General features: G+C 64.4%; 11 protein-coding genes. 8 read left to right on the top strand and 3 right to left on the bottom strand.

Features of this window, described 5'->3' with window-relative positions; genetic code table 11:
* Nucleotides 1-29: 29 nt before the first annotated feature.
* Nucleotides 30-2,000: a glycoside hydrolase family 3 N-terminal domain-containing protein gene (locus tag B5E65_RS10670; RefSeq protein WP_158098573.1), complete on the bottom strand. Its 1,971-nt coding sequence runs from the start codon at nucleotides 1,998-2,000 to the stop codon at nucleotides 30-32.
* A 534-nt stretch (nucleotides 2,001-2,534) separates the two neighbouring features.
* Nucleotides 2,535-3,335, bottom strand: coding sequence for a hypothetical protein (locus tag B5E65_RS10660; protein ID WP_143403006.1), 801 nt, complete (start codon nucleotides 3,333-3,335; stop codon nucleotides 2,535-2,537).
* Between the two features lie 235 nt (nucleotides 3,336-3,570).
* Between B5E65_RS10660 and B5E65_RS10655 the strand changes: the two genes are divergently transcribed.
* From B5E65_RS10655 to B5E65_RS10640, 4 genes are all read left to right on the top strand, one after another.
* Complete coding sequence (locus B5E65_RS10655; RefSeq protein ID WP_158098572.1) at nucleotides 3,571-4,398, top strand: MBL fold metallo-hydrolase; 828 nt, start codon at nucleotides 3,571-3,573, stop codon at nucleotides 4,396-4,398.
* Nucleotides 4,399-4,413: 15 nt separating this feature from the next.
* On the top strand, nucleotides 4,414-5,556 hold the full coding sequence (locus B5E65_RS10650; protein ID WP_087171751.1) for a CdaR family transcriptional regulator: 1,143 nt from the start codon (nucleotides 4,414-4,416) through the stop codon (nucleotides 5,554-5,556).
* Between the two features lie 40 nt (nucleotides 5,557-5,596).
* Nucleotides 5,597-6,934 carry a GntP family permease gene (locus tag B5E65_RS10645; protein ID WP_087171750.1) on the top strand — a complete coding sequence of 446 codons (1,338 nt, stop codon included), beginning with the start codon at nucleotides 5,597-5,599 and terminating at the stop codon, nucleotides 6,932-6,934.
* Between the two features lie 81 nt (nucleotides 6,935-7,015).
* On the top strand, nucleotides 7,016-8,254 hold the full coding sequence (locus B5E65_RS10640) for a glycerate kinase type-2 family protein (RefSeq protein WP_087171749.1): 1,239 nt from the start codon (nucleotides 7,016-7,018) through the stop codon (nucleotides 8,252-8,254).
* Nucleotides 8,255-8,472: 218 nt separating this feature from the next.
* Here the strand turns inward: B5E65_RS10640 and B5E65_RS10635 are convergent, their stop codons facing one another.
* Nucleotides 8,473-10,992: a hybrid sensor histidine kinase/response regulator gene (locus tag B5E65_RS10635; RefSeq protein ID WP_087171748.1), complete on the bottom strand. Its 2,520-nt coding sequence runs from the start codon at nucleotides 10,990-10,992 to the stop codon at nucleotides 8,473-8,475.
* Nucleotides 10,993-11,141: 149 nt separating this feature from the next.
* Here B5E65_RS10635 and B5E65_RS10630 point away from each other — a divergent pair, with 149 nt between their 5' ends.
* The 4 genes from B5E65_RS10630 (at nucleotide 11,142) to pstA (ending at nucleotide 14,716) form a co-directional block, all read left to right on the top strand.
* Nucleotides 11,142-11,711, top strand: a complete 570-nt coding sequence (locus B5E65_RS10630; RefSeq protein ID WP_087171747.1) for an FUSC family protein — start codon at nucleotides 11,142-11,144, stop codon at nucleotides 11,709-11,711.
* Between the two features lie 241 nt (nucleotides 11,712-11,952).
* On the top strand, nucleotides 11,953-12,837 hold the full coding sequence (locus B5E65_RS10625; protein WP_087171746.1) for a phosphate ABC transporter substrate-binding protein: 885 nt from the start codon (nucleotides 11,953-11,955) through the stop codon (nucleotides 12,835-12,837).
* A 78-nt stretch (nucleotides 12,838-12,915) separates the two neighbouring features.
* Nucleotides 12,916-13,812, top strand: coding sequence for a phosphate ABC transporter permease subunit PstC (gene pstC, locus B5E65_RS10620; protein ID WP_087171745.1), 897 nt, complete (start codon nucleotides 12,916-12,918; stop codon nucleotides 13,810-13,812).
* A 7-nt stretch (nucleotides 13,813-13,819) separates the two neighbouring features.
* Nucleotides 13,820-14,716 (top strand): phosphate ABC transporter permease PstA, encoded by an 897-nt coding sequence (pstA, locus tag B5E65_RS10615; protein WP_087171744.1) that lies wholly within the window; start codon nucleotides 13,820-13,822, stop codon nucleotides 14,714-14,716.
* The last annotated feature ends 2 nt before the right edge of the window (nucleotides 14,717-14,718 follow it).

Here is a 14,718-nt window from a genome sequence, read left to right as displayed (position 1 = left end):
AACGAAGGAGGATACCAAACGTATTGTGGTTACTCCACGGTCAGGCTGTTCTTCTTGGGAAAGAAGGCGGGTTTGACCAGCTTGAAGAAGAGTACCACGCAGACCAGCAGCAGAACCACCGACACGGCCACGGGGATTGCAACCCAGGCGGTATTGTACTGGGTGGTGCTGCCGATACCGGCGCTGTTCACGTAGACGAACAGCTGGTGCTTGCAGGCCTCCCGCAGGGCGGCCACGCCGGCAGCGGTGCCGGTGGTCAGCTCGGTGTAGCGGCCGGCTGCGCCGGTGGGGCACAGGAACATGTCGGTGCCCGCGCGCACGGCGGCGTTGCCCACGTTGTAGCCGTCGGTGCCGGCGGCGTCGGTGATCACGCGGCCCATGAAGCCCCATTCATCCCGCAGCACGGTGGTGCACAGGGCGTAGCTGGCGCTGGTCCAGGAGGTGCCGATGGCGCTGTAGGCGGTCATGATGCCGCTGGCGCCGGTGAGCACATCGCTGTATTCAAAGGTGGAGTTCTTGACGCAGATCTCGTAGGGGCGCAGGTAGATCTCCCGCATGGCCTGCTCGTTCAGCCAGGTGTGCACGCCGGCGCGGTTGGTCTCCTGATCGTTCACCGCAAAGTGCTTGGTGTACACCGCGATGCCCTTGCTCTGCAGGCCGGAGGTCTGGGCGGCGGCGGTGTAGCCGGCCAGCAGGCCGTCCTCGGAGTAGTACTCGAAGTTACGGCCGCCGAAAGGGGAACGATGGGTGTTCATGGAGAAGCCGTACATACCGGTCACGTTCTGGGTGGTGCACTCGTCGCCGTACACAGAGCCCATCGCGTAGGCCAGGTCGGTGTTCCAGGTGGAGGCGGTTACCACCGAGCTGTTGTACATGTTCAGGCTGGTGCCGTTTACCAGGTCATGCAGGCCCTCGGCGCCGTCCATGTCGATACAGGCTTTCTTCTTGATGGACGCAATGGAGGGGTTCTGCCAGCCGCAGGCGCCGGTCAGGGTGACCATCTCGTCCACGGTCAGGCGGTTGAGCAGTTCGTCCCACTTGGGATCGTCGCAGGGCAGGCCCACCAGATCCTCACAGTAGGTGGCGATGGAGGTGTCGCCGGTGACCGGCATGGTCAGGGTGGCGTCGTCCTCGGGGATCTGGGCGCCCCGGTTGGCGTCCAGGATGGTGGCCATCACCTCATCGCTGGCGGTGGCGCTGCGCTCCAGGTTGGCAACCGGGAAGGTGCCGGCAAAGTCGGCGCGGGTCATGTAGTCGTCGGCGCTGTAGCTGCCGTCACCGGCGGTCACATCGTCAAACTGGTTCACCGCGGCCACCTGATCGGTGGAGCGGGGGTTGGATTCGTCGTACACTTCGCCGGCCAGTTCAAAGCTCTGGCTCAGCACGCTGCCGTCCTGAGCGGCCCAGCACTGGGAACCGTTGGCGCCCAGTTCGCTGTAGAAGGTGTAGCTGCCCGCGTCCAGCACATAGCAGCCCTCGTTCTTGTAGTCGTAGGAGGCCAGCTCGTCCTTGTTCACGGTGATGGTCACGGTCTCGCTGGCGCCCGGCTCCAGGGTGGAGGTCTTGTCGTAGCCTACCAGAACAACCTTCGCCTTTTCCACGCCGCCTGCGGTGTAGGGCTGCTCACAGTACAGCTCCACAACCGTCTTGGAAGCCACGCTGCCGGTGTTGGTCACCTTCACCGGGAAGGTCAGGGTGCCGGCGGCCTCGTCGTAGGTGGGCCCGCCGTCCCATTCCTGGCTGAAGGTGGTGTAGGAGATGTTCCAGATGATGCCGTCCTCATCCACGGTGATCACCACGTCCATACCCCAGTCCTCCACCGTTTCCACGGTGGCTGTGCCGTCCATGCCGGCGGATTCAAGTTCCATGGGATGGTTAAACCGCACGCTGCCGGTGTAATCGCCGGCTTCGATCTTTGCCGCGCCGCAGCCGCTGAGCGTCAGCGCGCACAGCAGCAGCACCGCCAGCAGCAGAGCCGTGCCCTTTTTCACGATCTGCATAATGTTCCTCCTTACATGTCGGGTGTGTGTCGTCGGAGCTCCTTGCTTTGCCATGATACAAAGAATCGCCCCCGCGGACAAGAAAAAGGCCACCAACGGCCGCGGTAGTTCCACACAAATTTCACACGCCGGAACAAACGGCGGGCAAAACGGAACAAACGGTATCGCCATTTTGCCAAAAAATATCGCCGGTTTTAAGCAAAACCGGCGATATTATACAGAAAGTGTAAAATATATGTGTTACAGAAGCAGGGTGCCCTCCCGGCGCAGCTGAGCAGAATCAGCCCTGCCAGCTTTGCCCAGGCACGCGGGCGGCGCAGCGGCCCGGCAAACAGCACCGGCAGCATGACCGCAATAAAATAGTTCGCCGTCACAAAGATGGTGCCGTACTGCAGATGAAGGTAATAGGTGGAAAAATAATCCGCAAATATCCCCCGTCCTCCTTAACCATGTACCCTGTTTTATTGTAACAAAAACCGCGCCGGGGTGCAAACCGGCGCGGTGTAATGATAATGCAAATATATACAGATAGTATTAAACGGTTTCGCCCCGGGCTACCCGGGCGCAGGCCAGCTGGCCGCCCTCCGAGGCAAGCAGGGCGGTGAAGCGCTGCTCGGCCTCCGTGTCGCCCGTCAGGCGGCTGTTCAGCCGCAGCATCCAGCAGGTATCCAGTTTGTCCAGCTTGGTGGGCAGGCGGCGCATCTGTTCCTCCAGCCCGGCCGCGTCGGCGGGGTGGCCCTCCAGGATCGCGGCCCACACCCCGTACAGCCGCACCTGGGGCCGCAGGTTCACCGCCAGGCCGGGGTTTTCGGCGGTCTGCTCCTGCAGCAGGGCTTTCAGCTCGTCCAGTACCCGGCGGGCCTCGGCGGGCTGCTGTCCCCACAGCAGGTACCGGCAGCGGCAGCGCAGCACCAGCGCCCGCAGCGCCGCGGTGCGGGCCGGCGGCAGGCCGGGGCCGGGCTCCTCCAAAGTGGACAGCGCCTGCTGCCAGCGGCCGGCGGCGCAGTGGGCCTCGGCCAGGTTGGCGGCCGCCGCGCACCGGGCCGCGCTGCCCGGCTTCATACGGGCCGCCGCCGGCGCATAGGCTTGGATAAAGCCCTCCGGATCCAGATCCATATGCAGCGTTTCCTGGATCGACTGCTCACAGCCGGTGGCGATCAGGTTGGCCACCAGCACGCTCAGCGCTGTGCCCAGCGCCAGCGCCAGCAGCACCGTGATCACCGCGATCCACACCGGGCCCTGGGCCCGGCGCACCCCCATGGTTACCGCCAGCGCCGCCGTGAGCACCAGCCCCGCCGCGAATACCCCGCGGCTTTTGCCGAAATACCGGAACATATACCGTCCGCCTCCCCGCGCGTTTTGCCTTAACTATACACCCCGGCCTGGGAAAAGAAAAGCAGAAAAAAACCGATAAATCTCGTTAAAATTTGACAAAAAACAATGTTTTTGTACAATATATCAAACATTATTGGTACCGGTAACGATGCAGGACCCGGTGCACGGTGTTATAATGAAACCATCGATGGGGCGTGGGCCGCCCCTTTACGGCCCCGGCAAGGAGGAGAGAGCAATGCTGCGCGTGACCACCCTGATGGACAACCAGCCCTCGGAAAACAAGGCTCTGACCGCCGAGCACGGCCTGGCCTACTGGGTCGAAACCGGGGGAATGCGATTTCTGTTTGACTGCGGTGCGTCCGACGGGGTCATCCGCAACGCCCACCGGCTGGGCGTGCCGCTGGCCGAGGCGGATTTCACCGTCTGCTCCCACAGCCACTATGACCACGCGGCGGGGTTCCGCGATCTGGCCGAGCGGGGGCTGGGCGGCAAAACGCTGATCACCGGGCCGGGCTTCTGGAAACGCAAATACGCCTTTGACGGGCTGAAATACACCGATCTGTCCGCCGGGTTCGGGCCGGAGTTTCTGGCCGTGCACGGCATCGAGCACCGGGTCTGCGAAGGGGTGCTGCCCCTGGCGGAGGGCTGCTGGCTGGTGGGAGATTTCCCACGGGTGCATCCCTTTGAGGTGATCCAGCCCCGCTTTGTGCGGGGGGAGCCGGGCGCCGCGGAACCGGACGATTTTTCCGACGAGATCTGCCTGGCGGTGGATACACCCCAGGGCCTGGTGGTGCTGGTGGGCTGTTCCCATCCGGGCATTTTGAACATGATCGCCCGGGTGCACGACGCGCTGCACCGGCCGGTGTACGGGGTGTTCGGCGGCACCCATCTGGTGGAGGCCGACGAGGCGCGCATCCGCGCCACCCTGGAAGAGCTGCGGGGCATGGGCCTGCAGGTGCTGGGGCTGAGCCATTGCTCCGGCGCGCTGGCCGAACAGTGCCTGCACAGCGACGGCCGGGTGACCGCCTGCCACATGGCGGTGGGGGACTGCCTGGCTTTGTAAACGAAATGAGGAACTATGCGGTTTGAGGAGATCGCCCGGCAGCTGGTGGAGACCACGTCCCGGCTGGTGCGCGGGCGGATCATTAACATTATGGATACCGAGGGGCGGATCGTGGCTTCCACCGAGGAAAGCCGGATCGGAACCCTCCACGCGGGGGCCTGCCAGGTGGTGCGCACCGGGCGGCCGGTGGCCATCGAACCCGCGGACCTGGCCCGCTGGCCCGGCGCCCGGGAGGGCTACAACCTGCCGGTATTCAGCGACGGGCGGCTGATCGCGGTGGTGGGCATCTTCGGCGAGCCGGAGCAGGTGCGGGACAGCGCCTATATCCTGGCGGCCTACACCGAGCAGTTTTTTCATCAGAACGCCCTGGACCAGCAGAACCGGATCACCGGTGAGCTGCGCACTACCTACCTGCGGCTGCTGCTGAACCTGGACCGGTACGGCACCGAGGAACTGACCGAGGTGGGGGAGGCGCTGGGATTGCGGCTGCAGTTCCCGGTGCGGGTGCTGGCGCTGGAATTCTGCGGCCGGCAGGACGCGCTGGTCTGCCGCCAGCGGCTGTACCGGGCGGTAGAAGAATTGCAGTTTCAGAACCTGCTGGACCCCAAACGGGATGTATGGGCCGTGACCGGCGACCGGCTGCTGATGCTGAAAAGCGATACCGGAACCCGCTGTCTGCACCGGATGCTTACCTGTGCGGAGACGGCGGTGGGCGCGCCCGCCCGGCTGGGCGCGGGGCGGCCGTGCCAGACACTGCGGCAGGCGCCCCAGTCCGGCGCACAGGCGCTGACCCTCTGCGCCGCGCCGGTGAGCGGGGTGCAGGATATTCAGGACCCGGACTGCCGGTTCTTGTACCTGATGCAGCGCACCGCCTTCCGGGAGGAGGACTGTATCCGGGAGATGCACAGCCTGCTGGAGCAGCAGCTGGACGCGGGGGAGCTGGAGATGCTGCTGGCCACCGCCGACGCCTACTACGACTGCGGCGGCAGCGTGGGCCAGGCGGCCGACCGGCTGCACATCCACAAAAATACCCTCCAGTACCGGATGCACCGGCTGTGGGACATTGTGTGCCCCGGCACCACCGGCCGCTTTGAGCGGGAGTACCTGCTGCGGCTGTGCATCCAATACCATGTGCGAAAGGCCTCGGAGCCTTCGTGATACGGCAACTTGGCATCTTTATTGAGAAGGAGGAAGAAGTATGTCGCCGTTTTTCCTGTTCGCTGTGATCATACTGGCTGTTGTGGCCATGGTGATCGCAATCTCCAAGTTCAACGTCCACCCCTTTATCGTTCTGGTAGTGGTGGCCGTGGCGGTGGGCCTTGTGTGCGGCCTGGACACCGTTACGGTGGTGGACACGGTCAAATCCGGTTTCGGTGATATTCTGGCCAGTATCGGTATCGTGATCCTGTGCGGCACCATCATCGGCACCATCCTGGAAAAGACCGGTGCGGCGCTGACCATGGCCAACACCATCCTGAAGGTGGTGGGCAAAAAGCGCAGCGTTATCACCATGGGCGCCATGGGTTACGTGACCGGTATCCCGGTGTTCTGCGATTCCGGCTTTGTGGTGCTGTCGCCCATCAGCCGCGCGCTGGCTGCCCAGAGCAACACCTCCCTGGCGGTGATGGCCACCGCGCTGAGCGGCGGTCTGTACGCCACCCACTGCCTGGTACCGCCCACCCCCGGCCCCATCGCCATGGCCGGTACCCTGGAAGCCGACATGGGCCTGACCATCCTGGTGGGCCTGCTGCTCTCCATCCCGGCAGTGGCCGTGGTCATCCTGTACGCCACCAAGATCTCCAGCAAGATCGACATCCCTGCCAACCCCGAATACACCATCGAGGAACTCACCGCCAAGTACGGCAAGCTGCCCGGCGCGCTGCACAGCTTCTCGCCCATCCTGCTGCCCATCGTGCTGATCGGTATCTCCTCCGTGGCTTCTCTGCCCGCCCTGCCCTTCGGTGACGGCGCGGTGTATGCGTTCCTGAACTTCATCGGTAACCCGGTCATCGCGCTGATGCTGGGCGTGTTCCTGTCCCTGACCCTGATCCCTGCCAGCGAGCGGGGCAACACCCTCAAGTGGGTCACCCAGGGCGTTACCGATTCCGCCGCCATCCTGGCCATCACCGGTGCGGGCGGCTCCTTTGGCGCGATCCTGAAGCTTCTGCCCATCGCCGACGCCACCCAGGGCCTGCTGGCCACCGGGCTGGGCGTGCTGGTGCCCTTTACCATCGCGATGATCCTGAAGCTGGCCATGGGCGCTTCCACTGTGGCGATGATCACCACCGCCAGCATGGTGGCCCCCATGCTGGAGAACATGGGCCTGACCAGCCCTCTGGGCCGCGTGTTCGTGGTTATGGCCATCGGCGCGGGCTCCATGGTGGCGTCCCACGCCAACGACTCGTACTTCTGGGTCGTGAGCCAGTTCTCTGACATGAAGACCGGCGAAGCCTACCGCTGCCAGACCGGCATGACCGCCGTGATGGGCGTGACCGTTGTGGCGATCCTGTATGTGCTGAGCCTGTTCCTGTTCTGATCGTTCCGTAAACGCCCGGCGGCGCGGCTTTTGGGTTGCCGCGCCGCCGGTTTTTCATTCTGATCCCGGAGGTAACAAGCCATGAGCAAGATTCGCGAGGACGCGGACAAAATCGTACAGGCGGCGCTGGCCGCCGCGCTGCCGGATGCGGCGGTGAAACGGGCGCTGGAGGGCCGGGACTTTGGGCCCGGACGGCTGGTGCTGGTGGCGGCGGGCAAGGCCGCCTGGCAGATGGCCGCGGCCGCCTGCGGTATCCTGGGCGAGCGGCTGGACGCGGGCATTGTGGTGACCAAATATGGCCACGTGAAAGGCCCCATCCCGGGGGTGGAATGCTGCGAGGCGGGCCATCCGGTGCCGGATGAGAACTCTTTCGCGGCCACCCAGAAAGCCATCGACCTGGTGAGCGGGCTAACCGAACAGGACACGGTGCTGTTTCTTTTGTCCGGCGGCGGGTCGGCGCTGTTTGAAAAGCCGCTGATCCCCGCCGAGCAGCTGGAAGACATCACCCGGCAGCTGCTGGGCTGCGGGGCCTCGATCGTGGAGATCAACACCCTGCGCAAGCGGCTGAGCGCGGTAAAGGGCGGGCGGTTTGCCCGGCTGTGCCGTCCGGCGAAGGTGTTCTCGGTGGTGCTGAGCGATATTATCGGGGATCCGCTGGACATGATTGCCTCCGGCCCGGCCTATCCGGATTCCTCCACCTGCGCCCAGGCGGCGGCGATCGTGGAGCGGTACGGCCTGCGGCTGAGCGACGAGGCCCGGGCGCTGCTGGAGCAGGAGACCCCGAAGGAACTGGACAATGTGGAGACGCAGATCACCGGCAGCGTGCGGCAGCTGTGCGCCGCGGCCGAGAAAGCCTGCCGGGAACTGGGCTATGAGCCGGTGGTGCTGACCGATCAGCTGTGCTGCACCGCCCGGGACGCGGGCAGTTTCCTGGGGGCGATCGCCCGCACCCACAACGATACACAGAAGTCGCTGGCGTTTATCGCGGGCGGCGAAACGGTGGTGCAGCTGACCGGCAAGGGCCTGGGCGGCCGGAATCAGGAGATTGCCCTGGCGGCGGCGCCGCTGCTGGCGGGGCTGGACCGGGCGGCGGTGTTCAGTGTGGGTTCGGACGGAACCGACGGACCCACCGACGCCGCCGGCGGGTATTGCGACCAGGAGTCCCTGGCGGCGCTGGCCGCCGCCGGCTGGGATGTGCCCGCCACCCTGGCCGACAACGACGCTTACCATGCCCTGGCCGCCGTGAACGGCCTGATCATCACCGGCCCGACCGGCACCAACGTCAATGACCTGACCGTGCTGCTGCTGGACAGGCAGTAAAGGGAGCGAATCTGGGGGATATAACATATCCCCCAGACCCCCGGAAATCATGGCCGAATACATTCGGCCATAGGGAAATTCAATATAGAACAAGGCCCGCGCAAACCAGAAACGGTCGGCGCGGGCCTTGTTCTATTCTTTTCCCCGGGGCCGGAGTATTCCGGCCCTTGTTTCCGGGGGGCATGGGGGGATAGGTTCTATCCCCCCATAATTGCTTCTCATCGTCCCAGCAGGCGATGGAGGGTGGCGGTGAGGACGGCGTAGTCGATGGGTTTGGGCACGTGGGCGTTCATGCCCGCCTCGGTGGTCTGGGCGATATCCTCCGCAAAGGCGTTGGCGGTCACCGCCACGATGGGCACCGTGGCCGCGTCCGGCCGTTCCAGCGCCCGGATGGCCCGAGCCGCGCCGCAGCCGTCCAGCCGGGGCATCTGCATATCCATCAGAATCGCGTCAAAACTGCCCGGCGCGCTGGCCGCGAACTGCTCCACCGCGTCCTGGCCGTCAAAGGCTGTGGTCACCTGGGCGCCGTATTGCTCCAGCAACGCCTGGCCGATCTCCCGGTTCAGCTCGTTGTCGTCCACCAGCATCAGCCGCAGCCCCGCCAGTCCGGTGGCCGGATCGGCGGTTTGGGCTTCCGTGGGGGCGGTTTCCGGCTGGCTTTCGGCGCATTCCAGCGGCAGGGTCACCGTAAAGGTGCTGCCTTCGCCCACCCGGCTGGTCACCGTGATGGTGCCCGCCATCTGCTCCACCAGGCTCTTCACGATTGGCATGCCCAGCCCGGTACCTGCCTGCGCCGCGCCGCTGCGGGTCTCCTGGGCGTAGGGCTCAAAGATCCGGGCCAGGAAGTCCTCGGTCATGCCGCAGCCGGTATCCTGTACCAGAATCTGGTACTTGGGATGGGGCTGCGGGTCCACCTGCCGCAGCTGCAGCCGCACCGTGCCCCCCGCCGGGGTGAACTTGAACGCATTGGACAGCAGGTTGTTCAGAATCTGCCCGATCCGGAACGCGTCCCCCCGTACCCGGGAATCCCGCAGCTCGCATACCACCTCGAACTGCTTGCCCTCTCGCTGGGCCTGCGCCTGGAACGGCCCGGCCCATTCCTGCAGATGGGTGCTCAGATCAAAATCCGCGGGATTCAGGGTCAGCGCGCCGCTCTCGATCCGGCTCAGTTCCAGAATATCGTTGATCAGCCCCAGCAGCTGCCGCCCCGATACCGCGATCTTTGCCAGGTAATCCCGGGTCGCCGGGGGATTGCCCGGCTGGGTCTCGGCCAGCTCGGTCAGACCGATCACCGCGTTCAGCGGGGTGCGCATGTCATGGGACATATGGCTGAAGAACGCCGTCTTGGCCTGGGTGCTCTTGCGGGCCTGGGCCAGCGCGTCCTCCAGCAGCGCCCGGCGCTGGATCTCCTGCCGCTTTTCCCGGTCCACTTCCTTGAAGCAGAGCACCACCTCGCCGGGGGCCAGGCTGTCGTCCGCCAGGGCCCGCACACTTACCCAGCGGAACTCCCCGTTGAACAGGCGCAGGAAATCCCCGCCGAAATCCCGTTCCCGCTTGGCCTTTTTGCGGATATTCTCCAGCGAGAAGCATTCGGTAAACTCCGCCCGGGCGTCCGGTTCGATCACCTCCGCCAGGGTGGAGAGAAGGGCCGGGTAGGCGCCGTCCGGTTCCAGCCGGCTGCGCACATGGCCGGACCCCTTGATCACCTCGTAGCTGCCGGTCAGGCAGTTGATCCGGTACAGGGAGAAATAGCTGTTGCCCAGCACCCGCACCGTCTCGTTGGTGCGCTCGATCCGCTGATTCAGCGAGAAATCCCGCCACAGCATGAAGAAAGAACCTGCCAGGAACAGCAAAATCGCAATGGCGAAACTGCGGATCACCACGTTCAGGTCCGCCAGAATGGTCTGGGCCGGCAGGGTCACCACCGAGATCCAGCCGCTGCTGAAGGTGGCGTAATATACCACCTGCCGGGTACCGTCCGGCGCGTCGATAAAGGCGTCCGCCGGGTCCAGCACGCCCGCGGACAGATCGTCAAAGATGCTGTATAAAAAGCTTTGCAGGGTATCCCGGGACAGATCCGACGGGGTCTGGTAATACAGCAGGGTGCCCTGCCGGTCACACAGATAATAGGAACCGCCCTCCGGCAGATCCAGCAGTTTGTCGTGCAGTTTGAAATTGTCCGGGAATACGTCAAAGGCCACCACCGTGTTGCTGCGGCCGCATTTCTGCGCCAGCGTCACCACCGAGTTGCCCGAGATCGCGTCCACATAGGAGTCGGTCACCACGATATCCCCGTCCGCCTCCAGGGCCGCCTGGTACCAGTCGGTGACCGAGTAGTCGTAATCCTCATCCCCGTCCCAGGGATTGGCCGCCACAATATGGCCCGCCACCACCGCGTAGGGATCCACCACCTCTTTGCCCAGCACCTGGGTGATGTTCTGGAAATAGGTGGCCAGCCAGTCGCGCAGTTCCTCGTCGGTGGCGCCGGCCTCCACTTTGGCTTCCAGATACTGGCTGCCCAGCGACAGCAGCGTCTCGTACACCGTCAGGTTGTTCTGCTCCTCCATGGCGTAGCTGCGGGCCAGGGCGGTGCCGGTCTCCTGGGCGCTTTCCAGCAGGGAAGTGCGCAGCAGAAAGATGCTGAACAGGGACAAAAACACAAAGGCGGCCAGCAGGATCAGGCTGAACCGCATATTGTACAGCACCCTGCGGGTGCGGGTGCGCCGGGATACTTTCATGGCGGGATTCCTCGCTTTCCGGGCTGTGGGGCCCGCTTTATTGTAACACAGTACACCGGCCCATACAAGAAAAACCCTTGCCAGGCGGCCCGCCGGCGGGTATAATCGCCTGTGGAACAAACGAGTGTTTGTGAGGAGGAGTTTATTTCATGTCATCCGGTTTTCGCCCCCATGTGGGGCTGCGCAGCCTGAAAACCGCCCTGGCCGCGGTGCTCTGCGCGCTGGGCTACGCCCTGATCGACCGCAACCCCACCTTTGCCTGCATTGGCGCCATCTTCGGGCTGGGCCCCGATATGCCCGGCAGCCGCCTGCACGGCGGCAACCGCCTGTTCGGCACCGTGATCGGCGGGTTTATCGGCATGGGGCTGTTCTGGCTGTATCTGCGCATCTGCCCTGCGCGGGACAGCCAGCTGCTGCTGGCGGCACTGCTCTTTGCGGGGGTATTGCTGCTGATTTTTCTGAGCCAGTGTTTCTGGGTGGGCGCGGTGCAGCCCGGCGGGGTGGTGCTGTGCATCATTCTGTACAATACCCCGCCCGAGACCTATGTGGAGTATTCCCTGAACCGCATGCTGGACACCGGCGTGGGGGTGGCCATGGCGCTGCTGATCAACTGGCTGCTGCCCCGCCAGCGGCTGGTGCGCTGTCGGCGGGCCGCCGCCCTGCGGCTGGGCCTGCCGGTCAGGCCGGACGGGGAGGGCCTGCCCGAGGAGGACAACTGATCCCTATATATAAGAAGACGCAGGACCGGACGGGGTTGCCCCGTCCGGTCCTGCTGCGTTTACCTAAACTTTACCTTTTGGCATGGACTTTACATTTTGCACCGGGACTTTACGCAAATCATGCGAATGGTTGATAGCACCGCCCCGCGGGGCCGTGCTACAATAACGCCAGCCTTGAAAAAAGGGAAAATGAGGCCGGGTGGTCCCGGCCGACTGACGCGAAAAAGGAGTGTCATTCAACATGAAAAAGATTCTTGCTATCGTTCTGGCGCTGGTTCTGGCGCTGGGTCTGCTGACCGCCTGCGGTGCCAGCAGCTCTTCTTCTCAGGCTCCCGCCGAGGAGAGCTCTTCCGCCTCCACCCCCGCTTCCGAGCCCGCTGAGGAGAGCGTGAGCGGCGTGGTCAATGTGTCCGGTTCTACCTCCATGGAGAGCGTGGTGCTGGCCCTGGGCGAGGCCTTCAAGGAAATGTACCCCGATGTGACCGTCAACTACAGCGGCACCGGTTCCGGCGCGGGCGTCGAAGCCGCCCAGACCGGCACCAGCGACATCGGCCTGAGCAGCCGTGAGCTGAAGGAAGAAGAGACCGCCGCCGGTGCTGTGGCCAATGTGGTGGCCAAGGACGGCGTGGCCGTGATCGTGAACCCCGCCAACGGTGTGGAAGACCTGACTGTTGAGCAGATCGCCGATATCTTCTCCGGCAAGATCACCAACTGGAGCGAGCTGGGCGGCGAAGACATGGAGATCGCTGTCTACGGCCGTGAGGCCGGCAGCGGCACCCGCGGCGCCTTCGAGGAGATCGTGGGCGTGGTGGACGCCTGCCAGCTGACCAACGAGTACAGCAGCACCGGTGACCTGGTGGGCAACGTGGCCGGCAACGAGAACGCCATCGGCTACGCCTCCCTGTCCGCTGTGGACGAGACCGTCAAGGCTGTGAAGGTGGCCGGTGTGGAGTGCACCGAGGACACCGTGAAGGACGGCAGCTACGCCATCCAGCGTCCCTTTGTGATGGTCACCAAGGAGGGCACCGAGCTGAGCGCCGCCGCCCAGGCTTTCCTGGACTACGCCATGAGCGCTGAGGCCGCCCCCATCATCGCCGCTGCGGGCGCTGTTTCCGCCAACGCCTGATCCCGGCAAACCCTTGAATCCGGGCCCTCGATGCTGCGCCGTCGGGGGCCTCTTTTTACGACAGAAAGGTTGGTAGCTATGCAGCCACAAGCACGCGGCAAGCGCGCGTTCCGAGACAGTATCGAGGGAGCGATGCGGCTGATCTTCACGGTCTGCGGGTTCATCGCCATCGCCTTTGTGCTGCTGATCTCGGTGTACCTGATCCTGAGCGGCCTGCCCGCCATCAAGGAAGTAGGCCTGTTTGATTTCCTGTTCGGAACCCGGTGGGATTCCACCAACAAGACCGACCCCGCCTACGGCATCCTGCCCTTTATCCTCACCTCGGTGTGGGGCACCTGCGGCGCGATCGTGCTGGGCGTGCCGGTGGGCATCCTGACGGCGGTGTTCCTGGCCCGGGTGGCCCCGCCCAAACTGGCGGCGGCGGTGCGCCCCGCGGTGGACCTGCTGGCGGGCATCCCCTCGGTGGTGTACGGCCTGGTGGGCATGATGGTGCTGGTACCGGCCATCAAGGATCTCTTTGATCTGAAAGCCGGCGACAGCCTGCTGGCGGCCATCCTGGTGCTGGCGGTGATGATCCTGCCCTCCATTATCAGCGTGTCCGAAACCGCCCTCAAGGCGGTGCCCAAAGAATATACCGAGGGTTCCCTGGCGCTGGGCGCCACCGAGCTGGAAACCAGCTTCAAGGTGATCCTGCCCGCCGCCCGCAGCGGTGTGGCGGCCTCGGTGGTGCTGGGCGTGGGCCGCGCCATCGGCGAGGCCATGGCCATCCTGATGGTGGCCGGCAACTCCCCCAACATGCCCGGTTTGTTCAAGAGCGTCAAGTTCCTGACCACCGCCATCGCCAGCGAGATGAGCTACGCCAGCGTGGGCAGTTTGCAGCGCAACGCCCTGTATTCCATCGGCCTGGTGCTGTTCGTCTTTATCATGCTCATCAACGTGCTGCTGAACAGGATCCTCAAAAAGGACAAGGAGTGATACGACCATGCAGACCTCTGCAACGACCCCGCTGGAAACCCGGGGCCTGAGCGGCCGCCGCCGCGCCTGGCATCTGGCCATGCGCGCGGTCATGTACCTGAGCGCCGCCATCACCTGCGCGCTGGCGCTGGGCCTGATCGGGTATATTTTGTGGCGCGGCGTGCCCGGGCTGTCCTGGGAGTTCCTTACCACCCAGGAGAGCATCCTGAAAGGCACCGACGGCATCCTGCCCGCCATTCAGAACACCATCTACGTAATTCTGGTCACCCTGGTGATCGTGCTGCCGCTGGGTGTGGGCTCGGCGGTCTACCTGACCGAATACGCCACCAACCGCCGCCTGACCGAGGCCATCGAGTTTGCCACCGAGACCCTGGCGGGCATCCCGTCCATCCTGTACGCCCTGGTGGGCATGCTGGTGTTCTGCCAGTTCTGCAACCTGGGCACCACCCTGCTGGCGGGCTCTTTGACCCTGGTGATCATGACCCTGCCCACCATCATCCGCACCACCCAGGAAAGCCTGAAAGCGGTGCCCGCCGGATACCGGGAAGGCGCCGCGGGCCTGGGCGCAGGGCGCTGGCATATGATCCGCACCATCGTGCTGCCCTGCGCGCTGGACGGTATCGTGACCGGCTGCATCCTGGCGGTGGGCCGCATCGTGGGCGAGTCGGCGGTGCTGATCTTCACCGCGGGCATGAGCACCTCGATGCAGAATTTCTTCGGCAACGGCGGCTTTGTCAAGAGCAGCGGCGCCACCCTGACCGTGGCCCTCTACGTCTACGCCAAGGAACGGTATAAATACGACAACGCCTTTTCGGTGGCGGTGGTGCTGCTGGTGCTGACCCTGCTGATCAATCTGGCGGCCAAGGCCGCCGGCAAACGGGCGAAACGCAAGGAGGAGCGATAACT

Origin of the sequence: Gemmiger sp. An120 (assembly GCF_002160955.1) — a bacterium.
Classification (GTDB): domain Bacteria; phylum Bacillota; class Clostridia; order Oscillospirales; family Ruminococcaceae; genus Gemmiger_A; species Gemmiger_A avium.
This window is presented reverse-complemented; position numbering and strand designations above follow the sequence as displayed.